Below are 26,167 nucleotides of genomic sequence, written 5' to 3' on the forward strand. Positions count from 1 at the left end.
CGGGGACAGACTTGTAAATCTGTCCCCCTTGCGCCGGGAACGTGGACAGATTTATAAATCTGTCCCCTTTTTGTTTGTGCCCTGTACGGCCTTTTCCTCGACGATGGCCTCCATCTCGCTCAGATCGATGTGGCGCACGTCGCGCCCCTTGACGAGGTAGATGGTGTATTCGCACATGTTCCGGGCGTGGTCCCCGACGCGCTCCAGCGCCCTGGTCGCATGGGTCACGTCCAGCATCCGCGAGATGTTCCGCGGATCCTCCATCATGTACGTCACGTTCTGCCGCATGATGGCCTCGTGGTCGCTGTCGATCGCGAAGTCCTGGCGCACCACGGTCACCGCGGCCGCGGCGTCCATGCGGGCGAATGCATCGAGCGCATCCCCGAGCATCTTGATCACGCGGTTGCCCATGGTCTCGATGTCGCGGAAGGTCTGCTTGCGCGGCCGGTCGCCCTGGGCCTGGCGCAGCGCCATGCGTGCGATCGACGCCGCCAGGTCGCCGATGCGTTCGAGGTCCGTGATGGTCTTGATCACCGCGACGATCAGGCGCAGGTCCATCGCCGCCGGCTGGCGCCGGGCGAGGATCTCCACGCAGCGTTCGTCAATGGTCACCTCGAAGGTGTTGACCCGCGTATCGTTCTCCGTGACCTCCTGCGCGACCGGGGAATCGCCGTCGATGAAGGCCTGGAGCGCGTTCGACAGTTGGGACTCCACGAGGCCACCCATGGCAAGCACACGGTTGACGACCTCTTCCAGCTCCGCGTCGTAACGATGCGAGTAATGCCCGCCAATACGCCTGTTTTCCATGCCGACCCCCTTCCTGCTGGTGGTTTCAAGTTTGTGGACCAACCGGGCTTCGCGCGACCCGCGCTTCAGCCGTAGCGGCCAGTGATGTAATCCTCGGTCGCCTTCTGGCCCGGATTGGTGAACAGGTGCATGGTGTCGGCATATTCGATCAATTCCCCGAGATACATGTACGCGGTGTAATCGGAGACGCGCGCCGCCTGCTGCATGTTGTGGGTGACGATCAGGATGGTGTATTTCTCCTTCAGCTCCTCCATCAGCTCCTCGATCTTGGCGGTCGAGATCGGGTCCAGTGCCGAGGTGGGCTCGTCGAGCAGGATCACTTCCGGCTCGATCGCGATCGCGCGGGCAATCACCAGGCGCTGCTGCTGCCCGCCGGACAGGCCGAAGGCGTTGCTCTGCAGGCGGTCCTTCACCTCGTCCCACAGCCCGACGGCCTTGATCGAACGCTCGACGACCTCATCGAGCAGGCGCTTGTTCTTCACCCCCTGCAGCCGCAGGCCGTAGGCGACGTTCTCGTAGATCGACTTCGGAAATGGATTCGGCTTCTGGAACACCATCCCCACCCGGCGGCGGAGCTCCGCGACATCGGTACCCCGGCCGTAGATGTTGTCACCATGCAGATTGATCGCCCCCTCGATCCGGCAGGAGTCCACCAGATCGTTCATGCGATTGAAGCACCGCAGCAGGGTCGACTTGCCGCAGCCTGAAGGGCCGATGAAGGCGGTCACCCGCCTCTCGGGAATCTTCATGCTAATCCCCTTCAGGGCCTGGTCATCGCCGTAGTACAGGTCCAGGCCTTCGACGGTGATCGCTATTTTTTCGTCCGCAAGGGACCGGACCTGGCGGCTGGTGCCCTCGAACAGACTGGCATTCAGGCTGGTCGCGGCGGGGTTCCTCTGGCTCATTTGGTTCTCCGTCAACATACTCGACATCTCGTCACTGGGCCGAATTACCGGCCCTCAATCGCTTTCCGCGCGGTACTTCTCGCGCAGGTGGTTACGGATCGTGATCGCGGTGAGATTCAGCACCACGATCAGCAGCACCAGGATCAATGCGGTGGCATAGACCAGTTGCTCTGCAGCCTCTGCGTGCGGGCTCTGGAAGCCCACGTCGTAGATGTGGAACCCGAGGTGCATGATCTTGCGCTCCAGGTGAATGAACGGGAAATTCCCGTCGACGGGCAGCGTTGGTGCAAGCTTCACCACGCCGACGAGCATCAGCGGGGCGACCTCGCCGGCGGCACGCGCGATCGCCAGGATCAGGCCGGTCATCATCGCGGGCGTTGCCAGCGGCACCACCACCTTCCACAGAGTTTCCCCCTTCGTCGCCCCCAGCGCCAGCGAACCCTCGCGGATCGTCGACGGAATGCGCGCGAGACCCTCCTCGGTGGATACGATCACCACCGGCAGCGTCAGCAGCGCGAGGGTCAGCGAGGCCCAGAACAGGCCCGGTGTGCCGAAGGTGGGTGCCGGCAGCGCCTCGGGATAGAAGGTCCGATCGATGGCCCCGCCCAGGAAGTACACGAAGAAGCCGAGACCGAAGACCCCGAACACGATCGACGGCACCCCCGCCAGGTTGTAAACGGAGATGCGCACCGTCTTCAGGATGGGTCCCTGTCGCGCGTACTCGCGCAGGTAGATCGCCGCGAGGATGCCGAAGGGGGTCACGATGATGGACATCACCAGCACCATCACCACGGTGCCGAATATTGCCGGGAAGATCCCCCCCTCGGTGTTCGCCTCGCGGGGATAGCCGAAGATGAAGTCGAAGAAGTCCTTCGCGTAGAAGCCGATCTTCTCGAGCACGGACATGTTGTTCGGCTGCCAGGCCTTCACGATATCGGCGAGCCGGATCGTCACCTCCTGCCCATCGGCCACCCGCATCACGATACCGTCGCGTGCGGCCGCTTCGTAGAGCCGGTTCAGCTGTTCCTCCAGCACGCGGTACTCTGCCTGCAGCTCCTCGCGCCGCTGCTCCAATTCCGCCCGCCGCTCATCCGTCAAGGCTCCCCGGAGTTCCGCCTTGCGTTCATCCAGACGCACGCGTTCGATCGCGAAATTGATCCGGCCGATCGCGCCGCGCTCGATGCCCCGGATCTCGTCGTAGAGGTTGTTGCTCCTCTCCAGCCGGCGCTGGAACTCGGGCCACAGCTCATCGCCCACCGCTACCGTGGAGCCCTCCTCGAGCAGACGCAACGGGTATCCCATGAAGTCGCCCCACTCCCGCCGCTCCAGGACCCCGATGTCCTCGGGGTACCGCCAATCGTCCATGAAGCCGTCTATGAAGTATCCAAAATCCTGGTTGGTTACATCACGGTTGCCCATCTTGATCAGGTGCCGCTCAATCAGCAGCTGATCCCCCGGAATGTCGACCCCGGCGTCCCGCATCGACTGAGCGGTGAGCGTTTCCGACCGGCGCAGTTCGCCAATCACCCGTACCGGGGTATCCGCATCCGGGTGCGTGTAGGTCGTCTCGAGAATCGCATGGGGCCAGAAGTTTCCGAACCCGCGCACCAGGATCAGCAGGAGCAGCCCGAAGACCATGATCATGCTGATTGTTACCGCTCCGCCGTTCAGCCAGATCCACGGGGAACCGCTCTTCCACCATTCTCTCATCTCGTGTTCCTCGAATCAGATCCGGGTCAGAGCGACGCGTAGCGCTTGCGGAGTCGCTGGCGCACGATCTCCGCTGCCGTATTCAGCACGAAGGTGAACACCAGGAGAACCAGCGCGGAGAGGAACAGCACCCGGAAATGGGTTGAACCCACGGCGGTCTCCGGCAGCTCCACGGCGACATTGGCGGCAAGCGTGCGCATGCCCTCGAACAGGTTGAAATTCACCACCGGGCTGTTGCCGGAGGCCATCAGCACGATCATGGTCTCGCCAACGGCACGCCCGAAGCCGATCATGATCGCGGAGAAGATTCCGGGACTTGCGGTCAACAGCACGACGCCCATCATGGTCTGCCAGGGTGTGGCGCCCAACGCCAGCGAACCGTTGGTCAGATGGCGGGGCACGTTGAACACGGCGTCCTCCGCGATGGAGAAGATGGTGGGAATCACCGCAAAACCCATGGCCATGCCCACGATCAGTGCATTGCGCTGATCGTAGGGAATGCCGACATCGGTGAACCACTGTCGCATCGAGCCATCGAAGAACCAGACTTCGATAAGGGGGCTGGTGGCCACCACCAGCCAGCCGGTTGCGATTACGACCGGAATCAGGAGCGCCGCTTCCCACCCTCCCGGCACCAGCTCACGCACCGAGTGCGGGAGCCGCGACCAGAGGAATGCGGCCACCAGGATGAACAGAGGGAATGCGATCAGCCCGGTGAGCAGGATTGGCAGATTGTTCTCGATATAGGGCGCGAGCCAGATCCCGGCGAGAAATCCAAGGATCACGGTCGGCAACGCCTCCATCAGCTCGATGGAGGGCTTGACCACGCGGCGGATGGCGGGCGCCATGAAATACGCGGTGTAGATGGCCCCCATGATGGCCAACGGCATCGCCAGCAGCATCGCGAATACCGCAGCCTTGAGTGTCCCCACGGACAGGGGTATGAGACTGTACTTGGCCTCGAAGGCATCGTCGGCCGAGGACGACTGCCAGACGAAAGCGGGTTCCCCGCGACCCTCGTACCAGACGGGTCCCCAGAGCGCACTGATCGAGGTCTGCGGGTGTGGATTGTCGATCGTCAGAACCCGCATCTCGTCGGAGGCCTCGCCGGTCACCAGCGCGCGACCGTTATTGGGGCCCATCGCAATGCGCACGATCGGACTCTCGGTCACTTGCTGCATCGCGAGCGTCGCATGGGAGGTGGCGTAGTGCAGGCCGACGTTGCCTTCGGCATCACCGGTCATGAAGCCCTTGCGAAGATATTCCGGCTCGATCACGGTGACCGCGCCGGCGTGTCTCCGGAAGCTTCGAATCGGGGTCATGCGCGGTTCGCCGGTCTCCTCGTCACGGACCAGGAACCATTGGCGGACGCTGCCATCCGAGCCGCCGACGATCAATGAGCGCGACCCCACGAGGAGCTCGGCCGCGGTGACCCGTGCATCCGGTCCGGTCAGGTCGACCTCCTCGATCAGGAACGGGTTGTTCCGGTCGACGATGTCGAAGTTGAAGAGGCGGCCACGGTCATCGACAACGAAGAGGTTGCGAAGCGAATCGTTGACCAGGATCTGGCGCACCGGGCGCCCCAGGTCGGGCAGACGGAAATCCCGGCGCTGTTTTTCGACTGCGCCGGTCATCAGATTGGTCCGGGTGGTGAAGAGCGCCATCGTGATCTCGCCCGCTTCGGTGCCACCGGCGACAATGTACCCGCCCCGCCCTTCGACCACGGTCAGCGCCGAGTAGTCCGCGATCCCCCTGTCACCGAGGGAGATGGGTTCCTCGCCGAGGGGAAACCCGAGCTCCGGTTCGATCTGCCGAACGCCGCGCACAAAGCTCTGCGTGTACTCGACCTCCAGGGGCAGCATACTGCCATCCGAAAATCCGTAGACATGGAGACGATCCCGACTCTCGCCGCTGCCGAAGGCCGTGACGCGCTCGCCTTCCGGCACCGGGACCGGCACGCGCGAGCGGACGGCACCGGATCCCGCTTCGAAAAACGTGATGACTCCGGTCCCGGAAAAGTGGGCGCCGATCTTCTCGTAACGGTCCAGGGTGAGATGCAGGGTCGATGTCGGATCGGTGTCCCACGGCACCGAGAACTCGGTCTCCATCGCGACGTTAACGGGCTTGAGTAGCGGGAAGGCCTCGTAAAACAGGTAAACGAAGATCAGGGCCAGCGCGATGATCACGCCGATGCCGCTGGAACCCACGCCATAGCGCGAGAACCCGTCACGGAAGGCGCGTTTCCTGCGCAGCTTCTGGCGCCGTTCCGAAGTCGGGAGCGGGGATTCGTAAGGGAGCCCGTCTTCGGGCGTGGTCGCAGACATGGTCTACCCCTGATTGCGCGCTATCGTTTCAGAGAGAAAGGGGCCCCGCCACAGACAGTGACGGGGCCCCGTCCCACAGGCCAGCGAACTCAGTCCAGGTTCTTCTCGTTCAGGAAACGCTCCGCGGCCGCGGCGGACAGCGGAACGTAGCCATCCTTGTCCACGACCTCCTGGCCTTCCTTCGAGAGCACCATGCGGAAGAACTCCTGCTCCAGCGGGTTCCAGCCGTCGTTCGGATGCTGGTTGGCATACACGTAGAGGAAGCGGGCCAGCGGGAATTCGCCGGAGACGGCGTTGTCCGCACTGGCCTCGGCGCCATTCAGCGGGATCGCGCGCACGCCGGAGGTCTTGTAGCCGATGCCGGAGTAGCCGATGCCGCCGAGCGTCTGCTCAACGCCCCGAACCACGGCCGAGGAGCCCGGCTGTTCGTTGACTTCCGCCTTGAAGTCGCCGCCGCAGAGTGCGTTCTCCTTGAAGTAGCCGTAGGTGCCGGACACGGCGTTACGACCGTAGATGGTGATGTCCCGGTCGGCCCAGCTACCGGTCATGCCAGCGTCACCCCAGCTGCTGATGTCCTGGTCGTGGCCGCAGGCGCGGGTCTCGGAGAAGATCGCATCCACCTGCTCCAGGGTCAGGCCCTCGATCGGGTTGTCCTTGTTTACATACACCGCAACCATGTCGATCGCGACCGGGACTTCGGTCGGCGGATAACCGTACTTCTCCTCGAACTCACGCACCTCGGAGTCACGCATCTGCCGGCTCATCGGCCCGAAGTTGGCGGTGCCCTCGATCAGGGCCGGGGGCGCGGTGGAGCTGCCGGCACCCTGGATCTGGATATTCACGTTCGGGTAGAACTTCGTGAACTCTTCCGCCCAGAGGGTCATCAGGTTGTTCAGCGTGTCGGAACCCACGGAACTCAGGTTGCCGGAGATGCCGGATACACGCTCGTAGCTGGGCAGGTTCGGGTCGACCTGGGCGGAGGCCACGGAGACGGACATTCCCAGGGCGGCGACGACGCCCAGGGCGAGGGATTTCTTCATCATCATGATCGGTATTCCTCGGTTTGGAATGGGAGTCACGAACAGGGCAGGCATTCGGGCCGTTGCCATTGCTTCGCGGGGATCAGTATTGCGTTCAGGGATCACAACGATATGACCGAAAGATGACAATTCGATGACAGTCGATGCATTCATCGCGAGGGGGGGCCTGCCGCCGCCGGAGCCCACTGCACGATGCCCAGCTGCAACTCCAGGCGCGTGAAGGCGTTGACCGTCCCGGGCGCCTCGATCAGGCGCATGCGCCTGGGTCGCAGACCTGTATCGGACCAGTTCCAGCCCTCGTACTCGAGTCGCACCCGTTCGCCACGGGCATCGTCCCGCAGCTCGAGATGGATGGGGCGGTCCAGATTGTCAAGCTGCAGCCTGATGCCGAGCCCTCCGGGGCGGATCCGCCCCACCCGGGTGCGCCCGTCGTCCAGATCCTCCCATTCGATTCCCTGCCCGGCGAACCAGACCCAGGGCGTCAACACCGCTTCGCCGAGCGCCTGAGCCCTGAGTGCGAGTTCGGAGGATCGAGCCGCGGGGTGGTGAATCCGCCACACGCCCAGCCACCAGTATCCGCTCGAGACGGATCCTTCCTCGACCTCATGCATCTCGTCGATCCAGCCGAGGTACCGGAGCCGCACCCGCCGGATCTGGGCCCACCAGACGCCGGGGATGCTGAAGGTGTCGGCCACCACCGGCCGCTCCCGCTGATCCTGGTCGTAGCGCAGCCAGCCCCGTGCAGGCCAGCAAGCCGGGCCCGCGGGTTGACGGTCGACAGTCATGCCCCGTAGCAGACGCCGGGCCGACTCACCGGAAATCTGCGCGATCACCCGGGCGGCCGTTGGCGGCGCCTTCTGCGCATGAAAATCCGCAACCGCCTCCAGGTAGCGGCCCTCGATCTGCAGGCGAATCCGGCGCAGCCGCAGCCAGGGCAGGATCAGCACCATGGACGCGAGCAGAACCGCCGCCAGGGCCGTACCCAGGGCCACCCAGAGCGACAGGCCGCTGCCGGTCACGGTCTCATCCTCGGCCTGGCGCAGTCATTGCAGCCCCGGAACCGGCCGTTCCCATTCCTCGGGCTCCACTTCCTCCCGAGGCTCGACGATCGCGAGCAATGCCAGCTCGAAGATCAGCGTCTCTTCCGGACCGATCCTGCCGGCGCCGGCGCGCCCGTAGGCCAGTTCCGGAGGCAGTACCAACCGCAGCCTGGTGCCGACCGGTGTCGCCACCAGTGCCTGGCGCCAGCCGGGTATCGTACGCTCAACCGGTATCGTGGCCGGCTCGCCCCTGCGCCGGGAATTCTCGAACTCGCGGCCATCGATGTGCCAGCCGCGGTAGTGCACCTGCACCCAGCTCTCCTCTTCGGGCACGGCACCAGCGCCCTCGTCCAGCACCTCGACCTGCAAGCCGTTCCCGAGGGTCACGACACCGGGCCTTCGACCGTTTGCGGTGCGATAGGCCCTGCCCTCCTCCGCGTTCAGCTCGGCGAGCAGGATACGGTCCTCGACCTGTTCCGGCGTGAGGCCGCAGGAGCGTGCCCCCAGCGCGACCACGACCAGGGCGAACAGGCTGAACAGGATCACCCTCAGCATCGGCTTCGTCCTCAGGGCCGGGCGAGCGCCCATTCCACTGCGCGGCGGCGCGCTTCATCAATCTGCTCCGGCTCAAGCTGCTCGTCGAGGGCCAGCCGGAGCTCGTTGCCGAGTGAGTCGCCTTCAGAGGCCGCAAGATTGGCCCACTTGGCCGCCGCCACTGGATCCGCATCGACGCCCCGGCCTTCGTAGTACATCAAGCCTAGCCAGCCCTGCATCTGGGGATGACCACTCTCGGCGCCGATCCGGGTGTAGTGGGCCGCCATTCCGTCTTCGACCGGATGGTCGCCAATCCCCTCGATATAGAGACGGGCCAGGAAATAGGACGCCAGCACCGCGCCCTGCTCCAGGGCCTCCTCCAGCAGGGAGCGGGCCTCGAACACATGTTCCGTATTGCGGCCGCCCAGGGCATCGGCGATCAGCACCGAGGCCCAGGCGATCTTCGCCGGTGCATGCCCGGCATCGATGGCGCGTCGGAACCAGTGTTCCGCCTGCTCGCGATCGCGGGGCACGCCATCGCCGGACAGGTGCATCCAGCCGACCTTCATCGCGAGCTCGTGCGCACCGGCGCGCGCGGCCCGGCCGTACCAGCGCACGGCCTCACTGGCGTCAGGCTCGACGCCGTGCCCCTCCTCGTACATCCAGCCGAGATGACCCATCGCCGTCGACGACCCCGCCTGCGCGGCCTCCTCGAAGGCGGCACGTGCGGAATCCCAGTCAGGGGGATCGAGCGCCATGTAGGCATGCGCGCGCGCTTCCGGTGTCGCCGAAGCGCCCGGCAGGTCGGAATCGGCCAGCAGGGGACCGGCCAGCAGGGCCCACAACAGCATGACCAGAGGAAACATCCCGGAGACCTCATCAGGCCTGCTGGCCCGGGAACCGACAGAATTGCACATGGCTCAATCTTCCATTCAGTGAATCAACGCGATCGACATCACGCGCGCAGGGCTCCTCACCCTCTCCGGACTGGGCCGGGACAGACCGGCAAGACAGGGTTCGACCACAATCGGGTCCGGATCACGCAGTCGCGCGATGTCGGTCCACACCGGAACGGCGCAGGATCCCCGGCGGAAACGAACAGGTGAAGATGCTGCCCCTGCCCGGCTCGCTGTCGATGCTCAGCCGGGCGCTGTGGCGCATCAGTACGTGCTTCACGATCGCGAGCCCGAGGCCGGTGCCACCGCGGCTCTTTGACCGGCCCGTGTCGACGCGATAGAAGCGCTCGGTCAGCCGCTCGATGTGCTGAGCCTCGATCCCGATCCCGGTGTCGCTTACCTGCAGCCGGGCACCCGACGCATCGGCCCACCAGCGCAGATCGACCTCGCCCCCGTCCGGGGTGTAGTTGATCGCGTTCGCCAGCAGGTTCGCGAAGGCGCTTCGCAATTCCTTTTCGTTGCCGAGTATCATCAGGTCGGGCTCGGCCTCCAGCGTGATCCGGTGGCGCCGCGCGCCGGAGAGCAGACGTCCCTCCTCGATCAGCCCGGAAAGAAGCTCCGGCACGTCGACCCAGTCACCGTGTCCCGGTTTGCCACCGGTCTCGAGCCGAGCCAGCAGCAGCAGGTCGTCCACGAGGATCTTCATGCGTTCCGCCTGCTCCTGCAGGAGTTCCACGGAGCGCGCATATTCCGGATCTTCGCCCAGTTCGTGGCCCAGCGTCTCGCTGACGCCGTAGATCACCGTCAACGGCGTTCGCAGTTCGTGCGAGACATTGGCGACGAAGTCGCTGCGCATGGTCTCGAGACGGCGGAACGCGGTGATGTCGCGGGCAAGCAGCAGGTAGCGCTTTTTCGCATGGGGCACCAGCCGAACCTCCAGCCAGAGCCGGGCATCCACGGGTGACGGCAGGGAAACGGTCCTCGCCTCGCGTCCGTGCCAGGAAACGAAGGTCACGAAATCGGGGTGACGCACGATGTTGCTGATACGCTGTCCCTCGTCGCGTGGCCAACGCAGTCCCAGGAGATCCAGCGCCGCCTGGTTGCACCACTCGATTCGATAGTCCTCGGACAGCACCACGGTGGCATCGGGCATCGCCTTGATCGAATCGCGGTAGTTGCGCACCAGCTTGCGGCGTCGCCGGTCCCGTTCCCGGCTGCGTTTGCGCATGCGGTAAAGCCCGTCAAAGATATCCCCCCAGAAGCCGACGGATTTCGGCGGATCGAGCTTGCGGCCCAAGCGCAACCAGCGCTCAAGACGCCGGAGATTGATCCAGTCCCATACCAGGGCGGCCAGCGCGCCCAGCAGGAAGACCAGCAGCCACTGCCCCGTGAGCAGGCCCAGCACCAGCATCCCGAGCAGCGCCAGGGCAACCCGGGTGTACACCATCGGCCAGGGATTCTCAGGTCTTATGGCCATCAGCGGCGGATCGGAAGGGTAAATGACATACGGATAACAGCTTAATGATAAAGAATGATAAAGGGGACAGATTTATAAGTCTGTCCCCTTTATCGCTTTATCAGTCCCTTCATCATTCCCACGCGACTGTCCCGGCCGCCCCCGACCTCAGTTCTGCCTGGAGAACCGGTAGCCGGCACCGCGGATCGTCTGGACGAGGGTGTCATGACCGGACTCCGCGAGGGCCAGCCGGAGTCGGCGAATGTGCACATCGACCGTTCGCTCTTCCACGTAGACGTTGGTGCCCCATACATTATCGAGCAACTGGCCACGGGAGAATACCCGGTCCTCGTGGGTCATGAAGAAATGCAGGAGACGGTACTCCGTCGGCCCCATCTCCACGGTTCTGCCGCTTGCGCTCACGCGGTGACTGACCGGATCCAGCCGCAGGCCCGCCACCTCGACCGGTTCATCGCTGCTGGTCGGCGTGGTGCGTCTGAGCACCGCGCGGATCCGGGCGATCAGTTCGCGCGGGGAGAACGGCTTGGTCACGTAGTCGTCGGCCCCGACGTCGAGGCCGCGGACCCGGTCCTCCTCCTCGCCCCGGGCCGTCAGCATGATGATCGGCAGCTCCCGCGTGTGCGGGGCCTCCTTCAGGGTGCGGGCCCACTCGACGCCGCTGACATCCGGCAGCATCCAGTCGAGCAGGACCAGGTCGGGCTCGCGTACCAGCATCGACTCGCGGGCCTGCCGCACATCGGCCGCCTCGGAGACGGTGAAGCCGGCCTTTTGAAGCGGCAGGGCGAGCACCTCGCGAACCGCCGCGTCATCCTCGACCAGGAGGATATGAAGGCTCATCAGGGGTTTCCGCTCGTGTCATTGCCGGTATTAGATAACAGCGATGTTACATGGATTTGACAGTCTGTCTGTCGGCTACGTGCGTGGCGTGTCATTTCCCCGTGGCTGGGGCTAGACTTTCGGAGTGCGGTTCCGCATGTGCGACCGGTGTCCATTGACGCTGGGTGCGCATGCCGCAGGGTCGGTCCGGATCTGTTGCCCGCGTTGCCCCCCGACACCGGGCCTTTGCGGGAAGCAGCCAGCCTGATCAATAAGGGGCGCGATACCGCCCGGATAATCTAGTGGAGGAGAGACCAGAAATGAGCATGAAGCGTCGTGATTTCCTGAAATTCGGTCCCGCCGCGGCTGCCGGAGCCGGTATCGCCGCCGCCCCGGCGGTCCTCAAGGCACAGGAGCGATTCAACTGGCGCATGACCACGACCTGGCCCTCCGGCCTGCCGTTCTTCCAGACCGGCCCCGGGAGCGCGACGGACTTCGCCAGACGGGTGGAGGAGATGTCCGACGGCCGCATCAGCATCCGCGTGTACGCGGCGAACGAGCTGGTGCCCGCGTTCGAGGGCTTCGACGCCGCCTCGGCGGGCAGGCAGGTACAGCTGAATCACGGCTGCGCCTACTACTGGGCGGGCAAGTCCTTCGCCGCGCAGTACTTCACCACGGTACCCTTCGGCATGACCTTCCAGGGCCACAACGCCTGGCTGAACGAGGGGGGCGGCTACGAGCTCTACGAGGAGGTCTACGAGCCCTTCGACCTGGTGCCACTGGTGGTCGGATGCACCGGTGTCCAGCCTGTCGGCTGGTTCCGCGAGCCGGTGGAGGGCCTGAGTGACTTCAACGGACTGAACATCCGGATGCCCGGTCTTGCCGGGGACATCTACAATGCGATCGGCGCGAACGCGCGGCTCCTGCCGGGCGGCGAGCTGTTCGCCGCGCTGGAGCGCGGCGCGATCGACGCCGCCGAGTGGGTGGGCCCCTACTCCGACCGCGCGCTGGGCCTGCACAACGCCGCGAAGCACTACTACTCCTCGGGCTGGCACGAGCCCGCAACCAGCACGGAGGTGGTCGTCAACCGCCGCGCCTGGGATTCGCTGCCGAAGGACCTGCAGGCGATCATGCGCAACGCGGCCGCGGCCTGCAACATCACCTCGCACGTGTGGCTGGAGGCCCGCAATGCCGACGCGCTGGACGACCTGATCAACAACCACGGGGTCGACTTCGGCCCGCTGCCGGACGACGTGATCGAGGCCCTGCTCGAGGCTACAAAGGACATCCTCAGCGAGAACGCGGCGAAGGATCCCCTGATCCGCCGGGTCCACGAGAGCTACTTCCGGTTCAAGGCCCGTCACGACCGCTGGCAGCAGAACTCCGAGACCGCCTTCCAGACCCAGATCCGGGATCTGGGGCGGGCGATCCTGAGCTGAGGACCGCAGGTCAGGGGGTTTGGGGACCGGAGACCGGGGACAGATTTGCAAATCTGTCCCCGGCAGCGCTGAGTGCCACGAGAGTCAACGTGAAGATTGAACCACGGAAGAACACGGACATCACGGAAAAGCAGGGAGACTCGAGGTCGTTTCCGTGTGTTTCCGTGTTCTTCCGTGGCGCGGCTTTCCATCTTCAGGGGTCGCGCGTATCACCATGATCGTCAGGATGGTGCTGAGGCTGGAGCGATTGCTGCGCGGGCTGACCCGCATCTCGGGCCAGGCATCGGCCATCGGCATGGTGCTGATGATCCTGCTGGTCTTCGGCAACATGTCGGCCCGCTACCTGTTCGGTACCGGCGCGGTCTGGCTGCAGGAGCTGGAGCTCTACCTGCTGGCCTTCACGGTGATGACCGGGTTCGCCTATGCGATGCGCCACAACGACCACGTGCGCATCGACGTGTTCTCCAGTCGTCTGAACCGCACCGGCAGGCTCTGGCTGGATGTGATCACCATGCTCCTGGTCGCGATCCCGGCATCGTTCCTGATCCTGTACTACGCCTGGCCCTACGTCTCCACCGCCTACGTTCGCGGCGAGGGCTCCCCGAACGCCGGCGGCATGCCCTGGCTGTTCCTGCCGAAGGGGATGATTCTCGTCGGCTTCGCCCTGGTGCTGCTTGAGGCGCTGCGGCAACTGCTGGCGGGCAGCCGCCGCCTCTTCTTCCACTACCGGCGCCCACGCCGCGCTCCGCTTGCGGGGTCCTGATCCGTGCCACTCGAATACTTCGCCCTGATGATGGTTATCGCGTTCTTCGTGCTGGTGCTCACGGGCATGCCCGTCGCCTTCGCGATCGCTGCGGTGGGCTTCCTGTTCGGTTTCATCGGCTTCGACGGCTGGCTGTTCGAACTGTTGCCTTCCCGCATCTACGGCACCATCAGCAACTACACCCTGCTGGCGATCCCGCTGTTTGTGTTCATGGGCGTGATGCTGGACAAGACCCGGGTCGCGGAACGGATGCTGGAGGTGATCGGCTATGTCAGCGGGGCCCTGCCCGGGGGCATGGCGCTCGCGGTGATCGCCGTCGGGGTGCTGCTCGGCGCCGCCACCGGGATCGTCGGCGCGGCCATCGTCACGCTGACGCTGATCGCCCTGCCCACGCTGCTGCGGCGCGGCTACAAGCGCACGGTTGCCTGCGGCACGATCTGCGCCTCGGGCACCCTGGGACAGATCATCCCGCCGAGCCTGGTGCTGCTGGTGCTGGCCGACACCATGAATCTCTCCGTCGGCAGCCTGTTCGCGGCCGCGCTGGTTCCCGGCCTGATGCTGGCCGGCCTGTACGTGCTGTATCTGCTCACGCTGGCATGGTTCTACAGCGCTGACGTGCCCGCGATCGATGCCATCGAGCGCGCACGGATGAGCAAGGCCCAGATCGTGAAGGACCTGTTCACCGCGGTACTGCCTCCCGCCCTCCTGGTCTTCGCGGTACTCGGATCGATCATCGCCGGGATCGCGGCCCCCACCGAGGCCGCCGCCGTCGGTGCGGTCGGCGCGGTGGTGGTGGCGGCCATCATGCGCCGGCTCGGCTGGACCGTGTTCCGGGAGGCGGTGCTCTCCAGCGTGCGCATCACCGCGATGGTCTTCTTCGTGCTGATCGCCTCGCAGGTCTTCGCGCTGGCCTTTCGCGGGCTCGACGGCGAGTTCCTGATCGAGGCCATGTTCAACTGGGTGCCCGGCGGCGCCTACGGCACGCTGGTGTTCATGCTGCTGCTGATCTTCCTGCTCGGCTTCTTTCTCGAATGGATCCAGATCACCTACATCGCGGTCCCGCTGTTCCTGCCCTTCCTCGCCGGGTACCCGGAGTTCTCCCTGGTCTGGATCGCGATACTGATTGCGATGAACCTCCAGACCTCCTTCCTCACCCCGCCCTTCGGCTGGTCCCTGATCTTCATGAAGGGCGTCGCGCCACCGGAGATCCGCACCGCCGAGATCTACCGTGGGGCGATACCCTTCGTGATCATCCAGGTGATCGCACTGGCCCTGCTGATCCTCTTCCCCGGAATCGCGTTATGGCTGCCGGAGGCCATCGGCTGGTAGGGCCCTGCGTGCAAGCCATGGCAGTCAGGAAGGACGCACAGGAAGGACGCATAAAAAAACGGGCGCGGATGCGCCCGTAAGACACCGATGCGAAGTCCTGGGAGACTTGTGGCGTTCGGTGAGGAAGAATCTCCCGGAGGTCTAGAAGTCGTAGCGGATCCCCAGCTGTAGCGCTGTTGCGGTCTCGCCCGTCGCATCGCCCTCGCCGGGACCGCCGCCCTGAGTCCAAGGCGTCAGCGCCGAGTTGTCGTCATTGTCCATCGAACCCAGGTTGACACGGATGCGCAGATCCTTGTCGATCCGACGCTCGATTCCAACGGCGAACAGGGTCGCGTCGGAATCGTCCGCATCGGAATCCAGAACAAAGCCCTGACCGCGGACATACCAGTTCGGAGCGAACTGGTATTGGGCGGCGACACCGTAGGCATCGGCCTCGTCGCCTTCGGGGGCCTCCGTATTCTGATACAGGGCACCGATCTCGAGGGTCGGGGTGAGCTTGTATGCCAGCGCCAGACGCACGGCATCGACATCCTCGGTTGCCTCGTTGTTCTGCTGCTCATAGGCGACGGCCCCGGTGAAGCCACCCTGCTTGAAGTTGAGCGCGGTGCTGAACCCATCGTCCGCGTCAGCACGCGTGTCCTGCTGACCACGATCGGTGGAATACTGCACGTCCCAGGTCACCCCAGCGAAGCTCGGCGTGCGGTAGTGGATGCTGTTGCGAAACCGCTGGTCAAATTTCCCGTGCTGGTCGGTCCGCAGGATGTTGCGGATGTCGCCGACCTGATCGCCGAAGTAGTTGACCGCCCCGCGGGCCCGCTTGAAGGGCGTGTCGAATCGACCGACGCGCAACATGCCCCAGTCGGAACCCTTGAAGCCGACGAAGGTATCCCGGGTGGTAAAGGTCTCGCCTTCGCTGGAATCGAAGTCGATCTGCTGCTCGACCTGAAAGATGCCCACGAGCTGGTCGCTCCACTCGCGCTCGCCCTTGAAGCCGAGGCGGCTGGATCGGCTCACGAGGTCGAGCTCGCTGAAGTCGTTGCCGTCATCGAGGAAGTCGGCGGAGACGTTGGCGCGGCCGTAGATGGTCCAGTCGGCGGCGACGAGGGTGGGGATGGTCAGGCCTGCGGCCATCATCCCGATCAGGATCTTCTTGCGGTTCATTCTCGATTCTCCAGTCTGTACGTGGTCGGGCGGAAACCCATCGATGTGTGTCACATCGGGCACAGAGACTGGAGGAGAGACGTTACGGCTAGGTCACGTTTGGATGAACTTTTGATTAAAATACAACACTTGTTGTAAAAAAGAAACGCGAAATCGGGGGTTGCACGCGCGCCATTGCGCATAGGCGCCACCCGAGACGATGAAATGAGGGCGTAGGATGGGCAAGACGAAGTGTGCCCACCAGCCGGCGACACGGCCAGAATGGTGGGCCCGCTGCGCTTGGCCCACCCTACGGCACGCTGCCGGCGAAACGCTGGCGTCAGGGGTCCTCCGCGCGGCAGAAGCTGCCGCGGAAACCGGCACGCACGGTCATCGCCAGGAACAGAAGAACCAGCACCGCCACGCACAACAGCAGCGCGAGCCCGGTCCAGAAATAGAACCGGACACCGGAGAGATGCGCCATCTCGATCAGCGCGATGCTCATCGCGGCCAGCGGGAAGGTGTAGGACCAGGCTGCCAGCGAAAACGGAATCTGCGCCTGACCACGGATGCGCGTGAACAGCAGGATGGTCAGGAACAGCGCGATGAAGAACAGGATGCGCGCGAAGGAATCCAGCTCGCCGGTGAGATCCACGTAGGCGATGAAGCCCACTGCGGGCGGCGCGATCAGGATGAACAGGGTCGGAATCACCCGCACCGGCAGCGGCTCGTGGAACAGGATCCGGTAGAACACGATGGTCATCAGCATGGCCCAGAACAGCAGGCCGGCACTGAAGAAGAACCAGCCGATCTCCCCAAAGCCGAAGGCGACGGCCGGTATCGCGACCAGCACGTTCCCGACTGCGGGAATGAACCAGGCCGGATTCACCTGAGTGATCGCGAAGCGCGCGTGGTGCATCCAGAAATTCACGACCAGGATGGTCACGATCAGGTGAAAGCTCGCTCCGAGCGCGAAGACCCCCTTCGCCGGCAGCGGCTCGTGCGGCTGCAGCACCATGCTCATCAGCACGATCGAGATCGAGATCGCGGCCAGGTAGTTCAGCCGCACCGGGTGGCGCAGGTCGATGATCGTCTCCGCCGGGTAACGGATCGCCTTGAAGATGAACAGCACCGCGAGCAGGAAGAAGACCATCCACGCGAACATCAGCACCGGCTCGCCAAGCCATGCCGGAGCCCCGTACTCGCCCCAGGTGCGCAGCCCCAGGCCGAGGCCGGCGATTCCCATCACCATCGCGAAGATCGACAGCGGAAAGTGTTCCACGCAGTCGCGAAAAGAGCGGCCCATCTCTTGCTCATCCAGTTCGAACATCGGTGACTTGTAAAGGCTGTGCCAGACCATGGGCACAAGCCGCGGATCCGCCGCTGATCCGCGAAACCCGTGTGATCCGCCGCGTCCGGCCATTGGTCATCGGGTCGTCGGCAGGATCATGCTCCGGCGCAAGGATAACTCAGCAGCGGGTCGGGAGGGAGCCGATCTGCCCCGGTCACGGACAGCCGATGCAGCGGACGCGAAGGTGTATCGCGCTTGCATGAACCCGGAGTTCAGGTGGGCGTGGTGTCCCGATTCCGCAACCCGCGGCAAGTACCTATTGGCTCCCTGGCCTGCAGCACCCCGCGTCTTCGCTGCGATCGGCGGTTCCGCTGGGTGCGGGAAGGCCCGAGCCCGGCCTTCCGTTTCCGCGGAAAAGAAATCCGTCCCGGGTTTCGTCCCGGGTTTCGCCGGGTCTCGTGGTTGTGAGCGGGCGATGTCGCGCGGATGAAAAACGCATGACAGGATTCCACGGCACTTCGGTGGTACAACCGCCGCCTCTGCTCCCGAAGCCGTTCCCCTCGGTATGACCGTCAAATCCCCACGGGTGGAACCCGTTGCTGCAACGCCTGGCACAAAACTGCTAACGTTCGCCGGCACGAAATTGGAGGGAAGTCTTGCCATACAACCAACAGAGCATCACCTCGATCCGGCGCTGGTCCCCGAAGACCTTCAGCTTCAAGGCCACCCGGCCCGAGGGATTCCGGTTCAAGAACGGCCAGTTCGTGACCCTCGGCCTGCGTTGCGGCGGCAAGCTGGTGCCGCGCGCCTACTCGATCGTCTCTGACCCCGGCGAGCCGGACCTGGAATTCCTCAGCATCCACGTGCCGGACGGGTCGCTCACCAGCCAGCTCGCGCAGGCCAGCGTGGGCGACACGATCTGGATCAACAGCAAGGTAACCGGCTCGCTCACGCTCGAACACGTGCAGCCGGGCCGCAACCTCTACCTGCTGGCCACCGGCACGGGGATCGCACCCTTCATCTCGCTGATCCGGGGTGAGGCGATATTCGAGCGTTTCGAGACAGTGATCCTGGTGCATAGCGTGCGCACTGCCCCCGAGCTCAGCTATCGGGAGGAGATCGAGGCGCGGGCCGGTGGGCGGCTGCGTTACGTGCCTACCGTCACGCGCGAACCGCACGACATCACCGGGCGTGGGGCCGACCTCTTCCGCAGCGGCGAGCTCTCGCGCATGCTCGAACTGCCGGACCCGGACCCCGAACTGGACCGCGTGATGCTCTGCGGCAACCCGCAGATGAACAAGGAGATGACGGCCTACCTGAAGGAACAGGGTTGGACCATGACGAACTACAAGGGTGTCGGCAACTTCACGGTCGAACAGGCCTTCGTCACCACGCAGTGCGACGACTGAGGGCATGATCCCGGACGGCGCCGGTCCGGGTGATCCACCCGCTCAGGATGGCAGCCCCCGCGATTTCACGCCATCCACGCTTCGGGAACTGATCTCCGCCCGGTAGAACCACTCGTTTCCCGGCAGCGCATTGGGATTGGGAAAGACGATGAAGCCGTCCGCCGGCGAGGACACGACCGCGCCGTTCGCGCGCACGCCGATCTCCTCGCCGGCGCGGATCCGGTCAAAGCTCTGCCAGGGGCGGGAGAAGGCGTCCAGGGGATCATCGCGGTCGACCACCTCCACCAGGCGCAGGACCTCGAGGTCGTTGCGCGGCGGAGGCGGCGGCAGTCGCATCAGCTCCAGGTGGGACAGCGTGTTCAGGATCGCCCGATACGCGACGTCCGGCGCCTCCGGGTCATCGTGCTGACCGCACTCCAGCGTGACGCCATAGCCCCCCTGGCTGCGCATGTACTCGGTGGTGCCGATGCCGTAGCTGGGATCCGTGCTGAGCATCTGCGCGCGCAGCGTCGCATTCGGATTGCGCAGCCGCCGCGCGACGCCGACCGCATAGGTGTCGAGCCACCCCTCGACGATCCGCCGCGGCCCCAGCCGGCGCACCAATGCCTCCTCCTCCGGTGCCCGATGAAAGGACTCGAGACCATGATCGTTGTTCTCCGGACCGAGCATCACGAAGGGCTCTCCGGGCGTGTGAAAGGAATGCAGGTCGAGCAGCACGTCGTGGGCCGCGAGCAGCGGACAGAGGCGGTTCGCCAGCCGGTCCTCGAAGTCCTGCGGCGCATCCGTGATCCGGAAATTGCGGTTCAGGTTGCGCTCGCCCATGCGCTGAACGCGCCGGAAGGCGAGCGGATTCGTGACCGGTACCAGGGTCAGCGTGCCCCGCAGCAGCTGCCGCTCGTCGCGTTCCAGCTCGCCGGCCAGGCGGAGAATGGCCCCGGTGCCGCAGGTCTCGTTGCCGTGCACCGCGCCGAGCACGATCAGACCCGGACCGGGCTCCAATCCGTGATAGGTGATGCTGCGCAGCGCAGTCGGCAGCTGGCTGGGGATGGGGCTGGAAGACATGCAAATACTCCGTGACCGGTTGCCGGATGCCCGTGACGCGGCCGCCCGGGGCAGAATGCGAGGACCGCCCCGGCGTCTCCCGACATGCCTCGACGCGGCACAGGCAGTACACTGCGGCTGCGCCATCCGGCCGGGGCACCCGGGGCGTCCGGGCCCGTAGAATTGTTAGTCTGTAACATTCGGCGCCCCGGCCCGAAACCAGTAGCCGGACAGGAGGCCTGCAAATGCTGAAGGATATCGAAAATCTGCCGCGAGGGAGCCGTTTTTCGCGCTCGGAGATCCTTGCCGGGCTGCGGCTGAACGCCGATGGACTGATTCCGGCGATCGCCCAGCAGCACGACACCGGAGAGGTCCTGATGATGGCCTGGATGAACGAGGAGGCCCTGAACGAGACCCTGGCGACGGGGCGCGTGTGCTATTTCTCCCGTTCCCGCAACCGTCTCTGGAGAAAGGGCGAGAGCTCGGGCCAGGTGCAGCAGCTGAAGGGGCTGTACATCGACTGCGATGGCGACACCCTGCTGCTGCGCGTGGACCAGACCGGGCCGGCCTGCCACACCGGCCGCTCCAACTGCTTCTTCCTGCGGGTAGACGGCGACGAGGTGGTCATCACCACGAACCCGCTGATCGACCCCGAGACCCTGTACGGCGGCCACGGCGCATCCGGCGCCAACGCCGGGTCACCGAAAGATCCGCAATGAAGACGCTGCTCCTGCACAACACCCTCGGAGGCGAAACCGCGCCCTTTGCGCCGGCCGATCCGGGCCGTGTGACCATGTATGTCTGCGGGCCCACGGTGTACAACTACGTGCACATCGGCAACGGGCGTCCGGTGGTCGTGTTCGACGTGCTGTTCCGCGTGCTGCGGGCGCTGTACGGACCCGAACACGTGGTCTATGCCCGCAACATCACCGACGTGGACGACAAGATCAACCAGGCCGCAGCCGCCAACGACGAGGACATCGGCACGCTGACCGCGCGCTTCACCGAGGCCTTCCACGAGGATGTCGCCCGCCTGGGCGCCCTGCCTCCCACCCTGGAGCCGCGCGCCACCGCCCACGTCGGCGAGATGATCGCGATGATCGAGCACCTGATCGCCAGCGGCCACGCCTATGTCGCCGGCGGACACGTGCTCTACGACGTCCGTTCCTTCCCCGGGTACGGCCGTCTGTCCCGGCGCAGCCTGGACGACATGCGGGCCGGGGCGCGGGTCGAGGTCGCGGACTACAAGCGCGACCCCGCCGACTTCGTGCTGTGGAAGCCGTCACGGCCCGGGGAACCCGCCTGGGACAGTCCCTGGGGCCCGGGCCGGCCCGGCTGGCATCTCGAGTGCTCGGCGATGACCGAGGCCCACCTCGGGGACACCATCGACATCCACGGCGGCGGTCACGACCTGGTCTTTCCGCATCACGAGAACGAGATCGCCCAGAGCTGCGCGGCACACGGCGTGGAATACGCCCGCTTCTGGGTGCACAACGGCCACGTCACGGTGGACGGCGAGAAGATGTCCAAGTCCCTGGGCAACTTCCGGCTGCTTCGGGATCTGCTCGAGGTCTACCCGGGCGAGGTGCTCAGGCTCGCCCTGCTGGCCCGTCACTACCGCGCACCGCTGAACTTCTCCGAGCGCGGACTGGAACAGGCGCGTAACAGCCTGAACAGCCTCTACCGCGTGCTGCGCGAACATGCCGACGTACCCGCCGGAACGGCCGATGCGCGCGACAGCGCGGTCTTCGATGCGCTGCTCGACGATCTCAACACGCCGGGTGCGATCGCCGGTCTGCACCAACTGGCCGACCTGCTGGCCGCAGCGCATACACCGGAAGAGGCCGCAGCGCGCAAGGCGGAGCTGCTGGCAGCCGGTGAGGTGCTGGGCGTGCTGCAGCAGGACCCGGTGGACTGGTTCCAGGCCGGGGCGGAGGACGCGGTCTCCGCGGAATGGATCGAGGCACGCATCGCCGAGCGCCAGGCGGCCCGCAAGGCCCGCGACTTCCAGCGTTCCGACGCGATCCGCGACGAACTGGCCGCGGCCGGGATCCTGCTGGAGGACACACCGGAGGGTACGCGGTGGCAACGGGCGGACACGGTCCCGACCGACGGCCCATGAACCGCATCCTCCCGATCGCGGTCCTGCTGCTCTTTTGCGGGACACTCACCGCCCATCCGCATGCGTGGATCGATCTGCGCGTCAGCGTGCTGTTCACCGAGGCGGGCGACCTGAAGGCCTTGCGGCAGGAGTGGGCCTTCGACCCCACCTACAGCCACCTGCTGCTGGAGGACCTGGCTGCCGGTCAGCCGGACCTGGACCTCGACACGGCCTTGCAGGTGATGACGGAACGCATGCTCGCGAATCTGCGCGAACATGGCTACTTCACGGAGATCGAGATGGGTGGGCGGCGCCTTGAGCCGGCACCGGCGCGCAATGGCTCCCTGAATCTGCGCCAGCGGCGGCTGCACCTGCAGTTCGAGCTCCCCCTGGAGGCGGCGCGTCCGGATCCGACACAGCCGCTGAGCTACCGCGTGTACGACCCGACCTACTGGATCGAGATCCTGCACGACGAGGAAGACGTGATCCATCTCGCCGGCGGCAGTGGCTGCAGTACGCGTATCGAGTCCCCGCGACCGGAGGCCCGGCTGGTGGCCTATGCGGCCACGCTTGATCGGAACCAGCGGGCGCCCATCGAGGATCTCGGCAGACCCTTCGCCGAGGTCGTCTCCGTCGAATGCACACCACCATAGGCATCGAGGCACCCATGCGAGATCTCCTGCAAGCGCGGCGGACAACCCCGGCACGGGGCCGCTTCAACCTGCTGGGCTCCGTGTTGCTGCTGGCCGCGCTGGCCCTGCTGCTGGCCCCGACGGTGGCGGCCTCCAGCCCCTTTGCCCCGGCACCCGCCAGCGAGGCCGCCGAGCCGGGCCTGATGGACCGGGCCTCGGCCTGGATATTGCAGACCCAGAGGAACCTGCACCGACAGTTGACGACGGTCCTGCATGAGCTCGACGAGGCACCGACCGCACGGACGGCCGCCGTGCTGGTCATCGCGAGCTTCCTCTACGGCATCTTCCATGCGGCCGGTCCCGGTCACGGCAAGGCGGTGATCAGCACCTACCTGCTGACCCACCGGCAGAGCCTGGGACGGGGCATCTGGCTGTCGACCGCGGCCTCGCTGATGCAGGGCGTGACCGCGATCGCCGCAGTGCTGATCCTGATCGGCGTGCTCGGGTGGCTGGCCCGGGACACGATGGGACAGGTGCGGGCCCTCGAACTCGCGAGCTTCCTGCTGGTCGCGCTGCTGGGGCTGTGGCTCGTCTGGCGGGGCCTGCGGTCGATCTGGCGGCTGCACCGGGAGCGACCAGGCTTATCCGCAGCCCCCGCGGAAGCCGTCGCCGTGCCCACGGCCCGGTCCCTCACTCCGGTCGTCCAGGCCGATGCCCCCGCAATCCTCGGACCCCGGCCCGCGCCCGGCGGCCACGGACAGGGGCCGGACTGCGGTTGCGGTTCACCGCATCACGTGAACCCCAACCAGGGCGGGCCGTGGTACGCGACCGTGTTCGCGGTGGGCATCCGGCCCTGTTCCGGGGCGGTGCTGGTGATGGCGGTCTCGTACATGCTGGGCATCTGGCTGGCGGGTTTGGCCGCCGTGCTGGCGATGTCGCTGGGTACCGCGATCACCGTCTCCGTGCTGGCGATCCTGGCGGTGCAGGCCCGCGACTGGACACGCCGCCTGCTGCGGCCCACGCCCCTGAGCGGGCTGCGCTATGCCGGCCCGGCCGTCGGCATCGCCGGGGGCGCCGTCATCTTCTTCCTGGGCTGGACCCTGTTTCAGGGCACCCTCGCGGTGGCTCCCGTCCGCCACCCGCTGGGGCTGTAGGGACGCCGTACCCCTCTCCCGCCTCGGCGGGGGAAGGGGGACCGGGGAAGGGGACAGCTTTATGAATCTGTCCCCGGAGGGCTTGCGGAGGGCTCTCCCAATCCGCCGGAAAGGGCCACGCTTGCGCTCCAACGCGCCAACCGGTAAAAACCGGACACCGCCCTCGCGGGCGCCGCGTCGTCTCAGGAGCACCATGACAACGTCCGTGATCGTCCCGGAAACGGCCGAGAGCCTCGCCGGCCTCTTCCGCGAGCGCGTGCGCGCGAACCCCACCAAGACCGCCTACCGGCAGTACGACCACGCCCGGGGGGACTGGGTCAGGTGCACCTGGGCCGACATGGCGGCGGAGGTCGGGCGGTGGCAGTTCGCGCTGCGGCGCGAGGGGCTCGAGCCGGGCGACCGCGTCGCAATGATGCTCCGCAACTGCAGGGAGTGGGTGACCTTCGACCTGGCGGCGCTGGGTCTCGGGCTGATCACCATACCGCTGTACACCGACGATCGCGCCGACAACATCGCCTATATCCTGGAACAGGCCGGCGTGAAGCTGCTGCTGGTGGAGGGCAAGATCCAGTGGCGCCGCCTGGCCCCGGCGCGGGACCGGATGCCGACGGTGAAGAGCATCATCTCGCTGCACAGCATCGAGGACGAGGACCTGCCCGGCGATCCACGCCTGAAGATGGCCCCCGACTGGCTGTTCGGGCTGGACGGCGAGCTGATCACGCGATCCGTCGAACCGGATGCGCTGGCGACCATCGTCTACACCTCCGGCACCACCGGCCGGCCGAAGGGTGTGATGCTGTCGCACCGGAACATCCTGTTCAATGCCCATGCCGCCTCGCAGTGCGGGCCCCTGAACCAGGATGACGTCTTCCTCTCGTTCCTGCCGCTGTCGCACACGCTGGAGCGGACCGCCGGCTGCTACCTGCCGATGATGATTGGCGCAGAGGTGGCCTTCGCCCGCTCGATCCCGCAGCTGGGTGAGGATCTGACCGTGGTCCGCCCCACCGTACTGATCTCGGTACCCCGCATCTACGAGAGCGTGTACGCGAAGATCCAGGCCGGGCTGAAGCAGAAGTCGGCCCTCGCCCGCGCCCTGTTCCGGCTTACCGTCGATACCGGCTGGGCCCGCTTCGAGCACGCGCAGGGACGCGCGGGCTGGTCCCCACGCCTGCTGCTATGGCCCCTGCTCGACCGGCTGGTGGCGCGCAAGGTCCGGGCGCGGCTGGGTGGCCGCATGCAGTACGCGGTGTGCGGAGGCGCGCCCCTGCCACCTCCGATCGCGCGCTTCTTCACCGGCCTCGGCCTGCCCGTCTACCACGGCTATGGTCTGACCGAATCGAGCCCCGTGGTCAGCGCAAACCGCCCGGCCGACAATCTGCCCGCCTCGATCGGCCGGCCACTGCCGGGAGTGGATGTTCGAGTGGGTCCGAAGGACGAACTGCTGACCCGCAGCCCCTCGGTGATGCTCGGCTACTGGCAGGACGAGGAGGCCACGAAGGCGACCATCGACGACGACGGGTGGCTGCGCACTGGCGACAAGGCGCGCTTCGACGAAGAGGGCCACATCTTCATCACCGGGCGGATCAAGGACATCATCGTGCTCGGCAATGGCGAAAAGCTCCCGCCGGCCGACATGGAGATGGCGATCCAGCTCGACAGCCTGTTCGAACAGGTCATGATCGTGGGCGAGGGCCGACCCTTCCTGTCGGCCCTCGTGGTGCTGAATCCGGAGGCGTGGCGCGAGTTTGCCGCGCAACTCGACGTCAACCCGGCAAGCGGCGAGGATCTGCGCAGCCGCTTCGTCGAACGCAGCCTGCTCGCACGAGTCAACCGCCAGCTCCACGACTTCCCCGGCTTCGCCCGGATCCGGCGCCTGATCCCGCTGCGCGAGCCGTGGACGGTGGACCATGGCCTGCTGACCCCCACCCTGAAGATGAAGCGCGAGCGCATCGCGGACAGTTTCCGGGACGAGGTCGACGCCGCCTACGCGGATTATGCGGATATCTGATGAAAGGTCGATTCATCCGGCCTCCTGTAGGAGCGAGCCTGCTCGCGAACGCGCCGAAGGCGCGACCAACGCCGGGGCCCGCCCAACGCCCATTCGCGTGCGAGGCACGCTCCTACGGCGTTCGCTCCGACCCCCGTGGAGGGCGAGCCGTCTCGGCGATCCGGCGTCGGGGAAGTCTGCCAGGGGGCTGGCCTCCCACAGCCCTGCCTTGGTAGGAGCGGCCCTGGTGGGAGCGGCCTCTGGCCGCGATGGCCCCAGGCACCCAGAGCAACGCCGCATCGCGGCTGGAAGCCGCTCCTACAGGCCCCGCC

At 65.8% G+C, this 26,167-nt stretch carries 22 protein-coding genes; 9 read left to right on the forward strand and 13 right to left on the reverse strand.

Annotated features, from left to right (window positions below):
* Window positions 1-51: 51 nt before the first annotated feature.
* From phoU to phoB, 10 genes are all read right to left on the reverse strand, one after another.
* Window positions 52-807 (reverse strand): phosphate signaling complex protein PhoU, encoded by a 756-nt coding sequence (phoU, locus tag ACESMN_RS04820; RefSeq protein WP_373052459.1) that lies wholly within the window; start codon window positions 805-807, stop codon window positions 52-54.
* A 65-nt stretch (window positions 808-872) separates the two neighbouring features.
* Window positions 873-1,712 carry a phosphate ABC transporter ATP-binding protein PstB gene (pstB, locus tag ACESMN_RS04825; protein WP_373052460.1) on the reverse strand — a complete coding sequence of 280 codons (840 nt, stop codon included), beginning with the start codon at window positions 1,710-1,712 and terminating at the stop codon, window positions 873-875.
* A gap of 54 nt (window positions 1,713-1,766) precedes the next feature.
* Entirely contained in the window at window positions 1,767-3,422 is a 1,656-nt protein-coding gene (pstA, locus tag ACESMN_RS04830; protein ID WP_373052461.1) for a phosphate ABC transporter permease PstA, read from the reverse strand.
* A gap of 26 nt (window positions 3,423-3,448) precedes the next feature.
* The gene (locus tag ACESMN_RS04835) at window positions 3,449-5,746 is read right to left on the reverse strand and encodes a phosphate ABC transporter permease (protein ID WP_373052462.1); all 2,298 of its coding nucleotides are present in this window, start codon (window positions 5,744-5,746) and stop codon (window positions 3,449-3,451) included.
* Between the two features lie 89 nt (window positions 5,747-5,835).
* Window positions 5,836-6,789 (reverse strand): PstS family phosphate ABC transporter substrate-binding protein, encoded by a 954-nt coding sequence (locus ACESMN_RS04840; RefSeq protein WP_373052480.1) that lies wholly within the window; start codon window positions 6,787-6,789, stop codon window positions 5,836-5,838.
* 146 nt (window positions 6,790-6,935) lie between these two features.
* The gene (locus ACESMN_RS04845; RefSeq protein ID WP_373052463.1) at window positions 6,936-7,805 is read right to left on the reverse strand and encodes a hypothetical protein; all 870 of its coding nucleotides are present in this window, start codon (window positions 7,803-7,805) and stop codon (window positions 6,936-6,938) included.
* Between the two features lie 24 nt (window positions 7,806-7,829).
* The gene (locus tag ACESMN_RS04850) at window positions 7,830-8,381 is read right to left on the reverse strand and encodes an FKBP-type peptidyl-prolyl cis-trans isomerase (RefSeq protein WP_373052464.1); all 552 of its coding nucleotides are present in this window, start codon (window positions 8,379-8,381) and stop codon (window positions 7,830-7,832) included.
* 11 nt (window positions 8,382-8,392) lie between these two features.
* Window positions 8,393-9,226, reverse strand: coding sequence for a tetratricopeptide repeat protein (locus ACESMN_RS04855; protein ID WP_373052465.1), 834 nt, complete (start codon window positions 9,224-9,226; stop codon window positions 8,393-8,395).
* Between the two features lie 172 nt (window positions 9,227-9,398).
* Window positions 9,399-10,727, reverse strand: coding sequence for a phosphate regulon sensor histidine kinase PhoR (gene phoR, locus ACESMN_RS04860; RefSeq protein WP_373052481.1), 1,329 nt, complete (start codon window positions 10,725-10,727; stop codon window positions 9,399-9,401).
* 153 nt (window positions 10,728-10,880) lie between these two features.
* Window positions 10,881-11,570 carry a phosphate regulon transcriptional regulator PhoB gene (phoB, locus tag ACESMN_RS04865; RefSeq protein ID WP_373052466.1) on the reverse strand — a complete coding sequence of 230 codons (690 nt, stop codon included), beginning with the start codon at window positions 11,568-11,570 and terminating at the stop codon, window positions 10,881-10,883.
* A 299-nt stretch (window positions 11,571-11,869) separates the two neighbouring features.
* On the opposite strand from phoB, the gene ACESMN_RS04870 reads away from it, so the two are divergent.
* The 3 genes from ACESMN_RS04870 to ACESMN_RS04880 all read left to right on the forward strand — a co-directional run bounded on the left by ACESMN_RS04870 (window position 11,870) and on the right by ACESMN_RS04880 (window position 15,080).
* The gene (locus tag ACESMN_RS04870) at window positions 11,870-12,988 is read left to right on the forward strand and encodes a TRAP transporter substrate-binding protein (RefSeq protein ID WP_373052467.1); all 1,119 of its coding nucleotides are present in this window, start codon (window positions 11,870-11,872) and stop codon (window positions 12,986-12,988) included.
* Between the two features lie 214 nt (window positions 12,989-13,202).
* Entirely contained in the window at window positions 13,203-13,751 is a 549-nt protein-coding gene (locus ACESMN_RS04875; protein WP_373052468.1) for a TRAP transporter small permease subunit, read from the forward strand.
* 3 nt (window positions 13,752-13,754) lie between these two features.
* Window positions 13,755-15,080 (forward strand): TRAP transporter large permease subunit, encoded by a 1,326-nt coding sequence (locus ACESMN_RS04880; RefSeq protein WP_373052469.1) that lies wholly within the window; start codon window positions 13,755-13,757, stop codon window positions 15,078-15,080.
* Between the two features lie 141 nt (window positions 15,081-15,221).
* Here ACESMN_RS04880 and ACESMN_RS04885 read toward each other — a convergent pair whose 3' ends face one another.
* Complete coding sequence (locus ACESMN_RS04885) at window positions 15,222-16,241, reverse strand: porin (RefSeq protein ID WP_373052470.1); 1,020 nt, start codon at window positions 16,239-16,241, stop codon at window positions 15,222-15,224.
* Between the two features lie 319 nt (window positions 16,242-16,560).
* Complete coding sequence (locus ACESMN_RS04890; RefSeq protein ID WP_373052471.1) at window positions 16,561-17,526, reverse strand: SLAC1 anion channel family protein; 966 nt, start codon at window positions 17,524-17,526, stop codon at window positions 16,561-16,563.
* A 641-nt stretch (window positions 17,527-18,167) separates the two neighbouring features.
* Here ACESMN_RS04890 and ACESMN_RS04895 point away from each other — a divergent pair.
* Complete coding sequence (locus tag ACESMN_RS04895) at window positions 18,168-18,920, forward strand: ferredoxin--NADP reductase (RefSeq protein WP_373052472.1); 753 nt, start codon at window positions 18,168-18,170, stop codon at window positions 18,918-18,920.
* A gap of 42 nt (window positions 18,921-18,962) precedes the next feature.
* Here ACESMN_RS04895 and ACESMN_RS04900 read toward each other — a convergent pair whose 3' ends face one another.
* Window positions 18,963-19,982: a succinylglutamate desuccinylase/aspartoacylase family protein gene (locus ACESMN_RS04900; RefSeq protein ID WP_373052473.1), complete on the reverse strand. Its 1,020-nt coding sequence runs from the start codon at window positions 19,980-19,982 to the stop codon at window positions 18,963-18,965.
* 224 nt (window positions 19,983-20,206) lie between these two features.
* On the opposite strand from ACESMN_RS04900, the gene hisI reads away from it, so the two are divergent.
* The 5 genes from hisI to ACESMN_RS04925 all read left to right on the forward strand — a co-directional run bounded on the left by hisI (window position 20,207) and on the right by ACESMN_RS04925 (window position 25,856).
* Window positions 20,207-20,680 carry a phosphoribosyl-AMP cyclohydrolase gene (gene hisI, locus ACESMN_RS04905; RefSeq protein WP_373052474.1) on the forward strand — a complete coding sequence of 158 codons (474 nt, stop codon included), beginning with the start codon at window positions 20,207-20,209 and terminating at the stop codon, window positions 20,678-20,680.
* Window positions 20,677-22,083, forward strand: coding sequence for a cysteine--tRNA ligase (gene cysS, locus ACESMN_RS04910; protein ID WP_373052475.1), 1,407 nt, complete (start codon window positions 20,677-20,679; stop codon window positions 22,081-22,083). The genes hisI and cysS overlap by 4 nt, the downstream gene beginning before the upstream one ends.
* Window positions 22,080-22,715 carry a DUF1007 family protein gene (locus tag ACESMN_RS04915; protein WP_373052476.1) on the forward strand — a complete coding sequence of 212 codons (636 nt, stop codon included), beginning with the start codon at window positions 22,080-22,082 and terminating at the stop codon, window positions 22,713-22,715. The genes cysS and ACESMN_RS04915 overlap by 4 nt, the downstream gene beginning before the upstream one ends.
* 14 nt (window positions 22,716-22,729) lie before the next feature.
* On the forward strand, window positions 22,730-23,848 hold the full coding sequence (locus tag ACESMN_RS04920; RefSeq protein ID WP_373052477.1) for a nickel/cobalt transporter: 1,119 nt from the start codon (window positions 22,730-22,732) through the stop codon (window positions 23,846-23,848).
* A 193-nt stretch (window positions 23,849-24,041) separates the two neighbouring features.
* Window positions 24,042-25,856, forward strand: a complete 1,815-nt coding sequence (locus ACESMN_RS04925; protein WP_373052478.1) for an AMP-dependent synthetase/ligase — start codon at window positions 24,042-24,044, stop codon at window positions 25,854-25,856.
* Window positions 25,857-26,167: the final 311 nt, after the last annotated feature.

The sequence above is a fragment of the Thioalkalivibrio sp. genome, from assembly GCF_041690275.1.
In the GTDB taxonomy this organism is placed as follows: domain Bacteria; phylum Pseudomonadota; class Gammaproteobacteria; order Ectothiorhodospirales; family Ectothiorhodospiraceae; genus Thioalkalivibrio.

Bases quoted from the DNA above. Each gene is read 5' to 3' on its own strand.
- ACESMN_RS04900 (WP_373052473.1), bottom strand. From the start codon at position 19,982: ATGTCTTCCAGCCCCATCCCCAGCCAGCTGCCGACTGCGCTGCGCAGC.
- ACESMN_RS04915 (WP_373052476.1), top strand. From the start codon at position 22,080: ATGAACCGCATCCTCCCGATCGCGGTCCTGCTGCTCTTTTGCGGGACA.
- ACESMN_RS04870 (WP_373052467.1), top strand. From the start codon at position 11,870: ATGAGCATGAAGCGTCGTGATTTCCTGAAATTCGGTCCCGCCGCGGCT.
- ACESMN_RS04925 (WP_373052478.1), top strand. From the start codon at position 24,042: ATGACAACGTCCGTGATCGTCCCGGAAACGGCCGAGAGCCTCGCCGGC.
- ACESMN_RS04850 (WP_373052464.1), bottom strand. From the start codon at position 8,381: ATGCTGAGGGTGATCCTGTTCAGCCTGTTCGCCCTGGTCGTGGTCGCG.
- phoU (WP_373052459.1), bottom strand. From the start codon at position 807: ATGGAAAACAGGCGTATTGGCGGGCATTACTCGCATCGTTACGACGCG.
- ACESMN_RS04920 (WP_373052477.1), top strand. From the start codon at position 22,730: ATGCGAGATCTCCTGCAAGCGCGGCGGACAACCCCGGCACGGGGCCGC.
- pstA (WP_373052461.1), bottom strand. From the start codon at position 3,422: ATGAGAGAATGGTGGAAGAGCGGTTCCCCGTGGATCTGGCTGAACGGC.
- ACESMN_RS04835 (WP_373052462.1), bottom strand. From the start codon at position 5,746: ATGTCTGCGACCACGCCCGAAGACGGGCTCCCTTACGAATCCCCGCTC.
- hisI (WP_373052474.1), top strand. From the start codon at position 20,207: ATGCTGAAGGATATCGAAAATCTGCCGCGAGGGAGCCGTTTTTCGCGC.
- phoB (WP_373052466.1), bottom strand. From the start codon at position 11,570: ATGAGCCTTCATATCCTCCTGGTCGAGGATGACGCGGCGGTTCGCGAG.
- ACESMN_RS04875 (WP_373052468.1), top strand. From the start codon at position 13,203: ATGATCGTCAGGATGGTGCTGAGGCTGGAGCGATTGCTGCGCGGGCTG.
- pstB (WP_373052460.1), bottom strand. From the start codon at position 1,712: ATGAGCCAGAGGAACCCCGCCGCGACCAGCCTGAATGCCAGTCTGTTC.
- ACESMN_RS04885 (WP_373052470.1), bottom strand. From the start codon at position 16,241: ATGAACCGCAAGAAGATCCTGATCGGGATGATGGCCGCAGGCCTGACC.
- cysS (WP_373052475.1), top strand. From the start codon at position 20,677: ATGAAGACGCTGCTCCTGCACAACACCCTCGGAGGCGAAACCGCGCCC.
- ACESMN_RS04840 (WP_373052480.1), bottom strand. From the start codon at position 6,789: ATGATGAAGAAATCCCTCGCCCTGGGCGTCGTCGCCGCCCTGGGAATG.
- ACESMN_RS04855 (WP_373052465.1), bottom strand. From the start codon at position 9,226: ATGTTTCCTCTGGTCATGCTGTTGTGGGCCCTGCTGGCCGGTCCCCTG.
- ACESMN_RS04890 (WP_373052471.1), bottom strand. From the start codon at position 17,526: ATGGGCCGCTCTTTTCGCGACTGCGTGGAACACTTTCCGCTGTCGATC.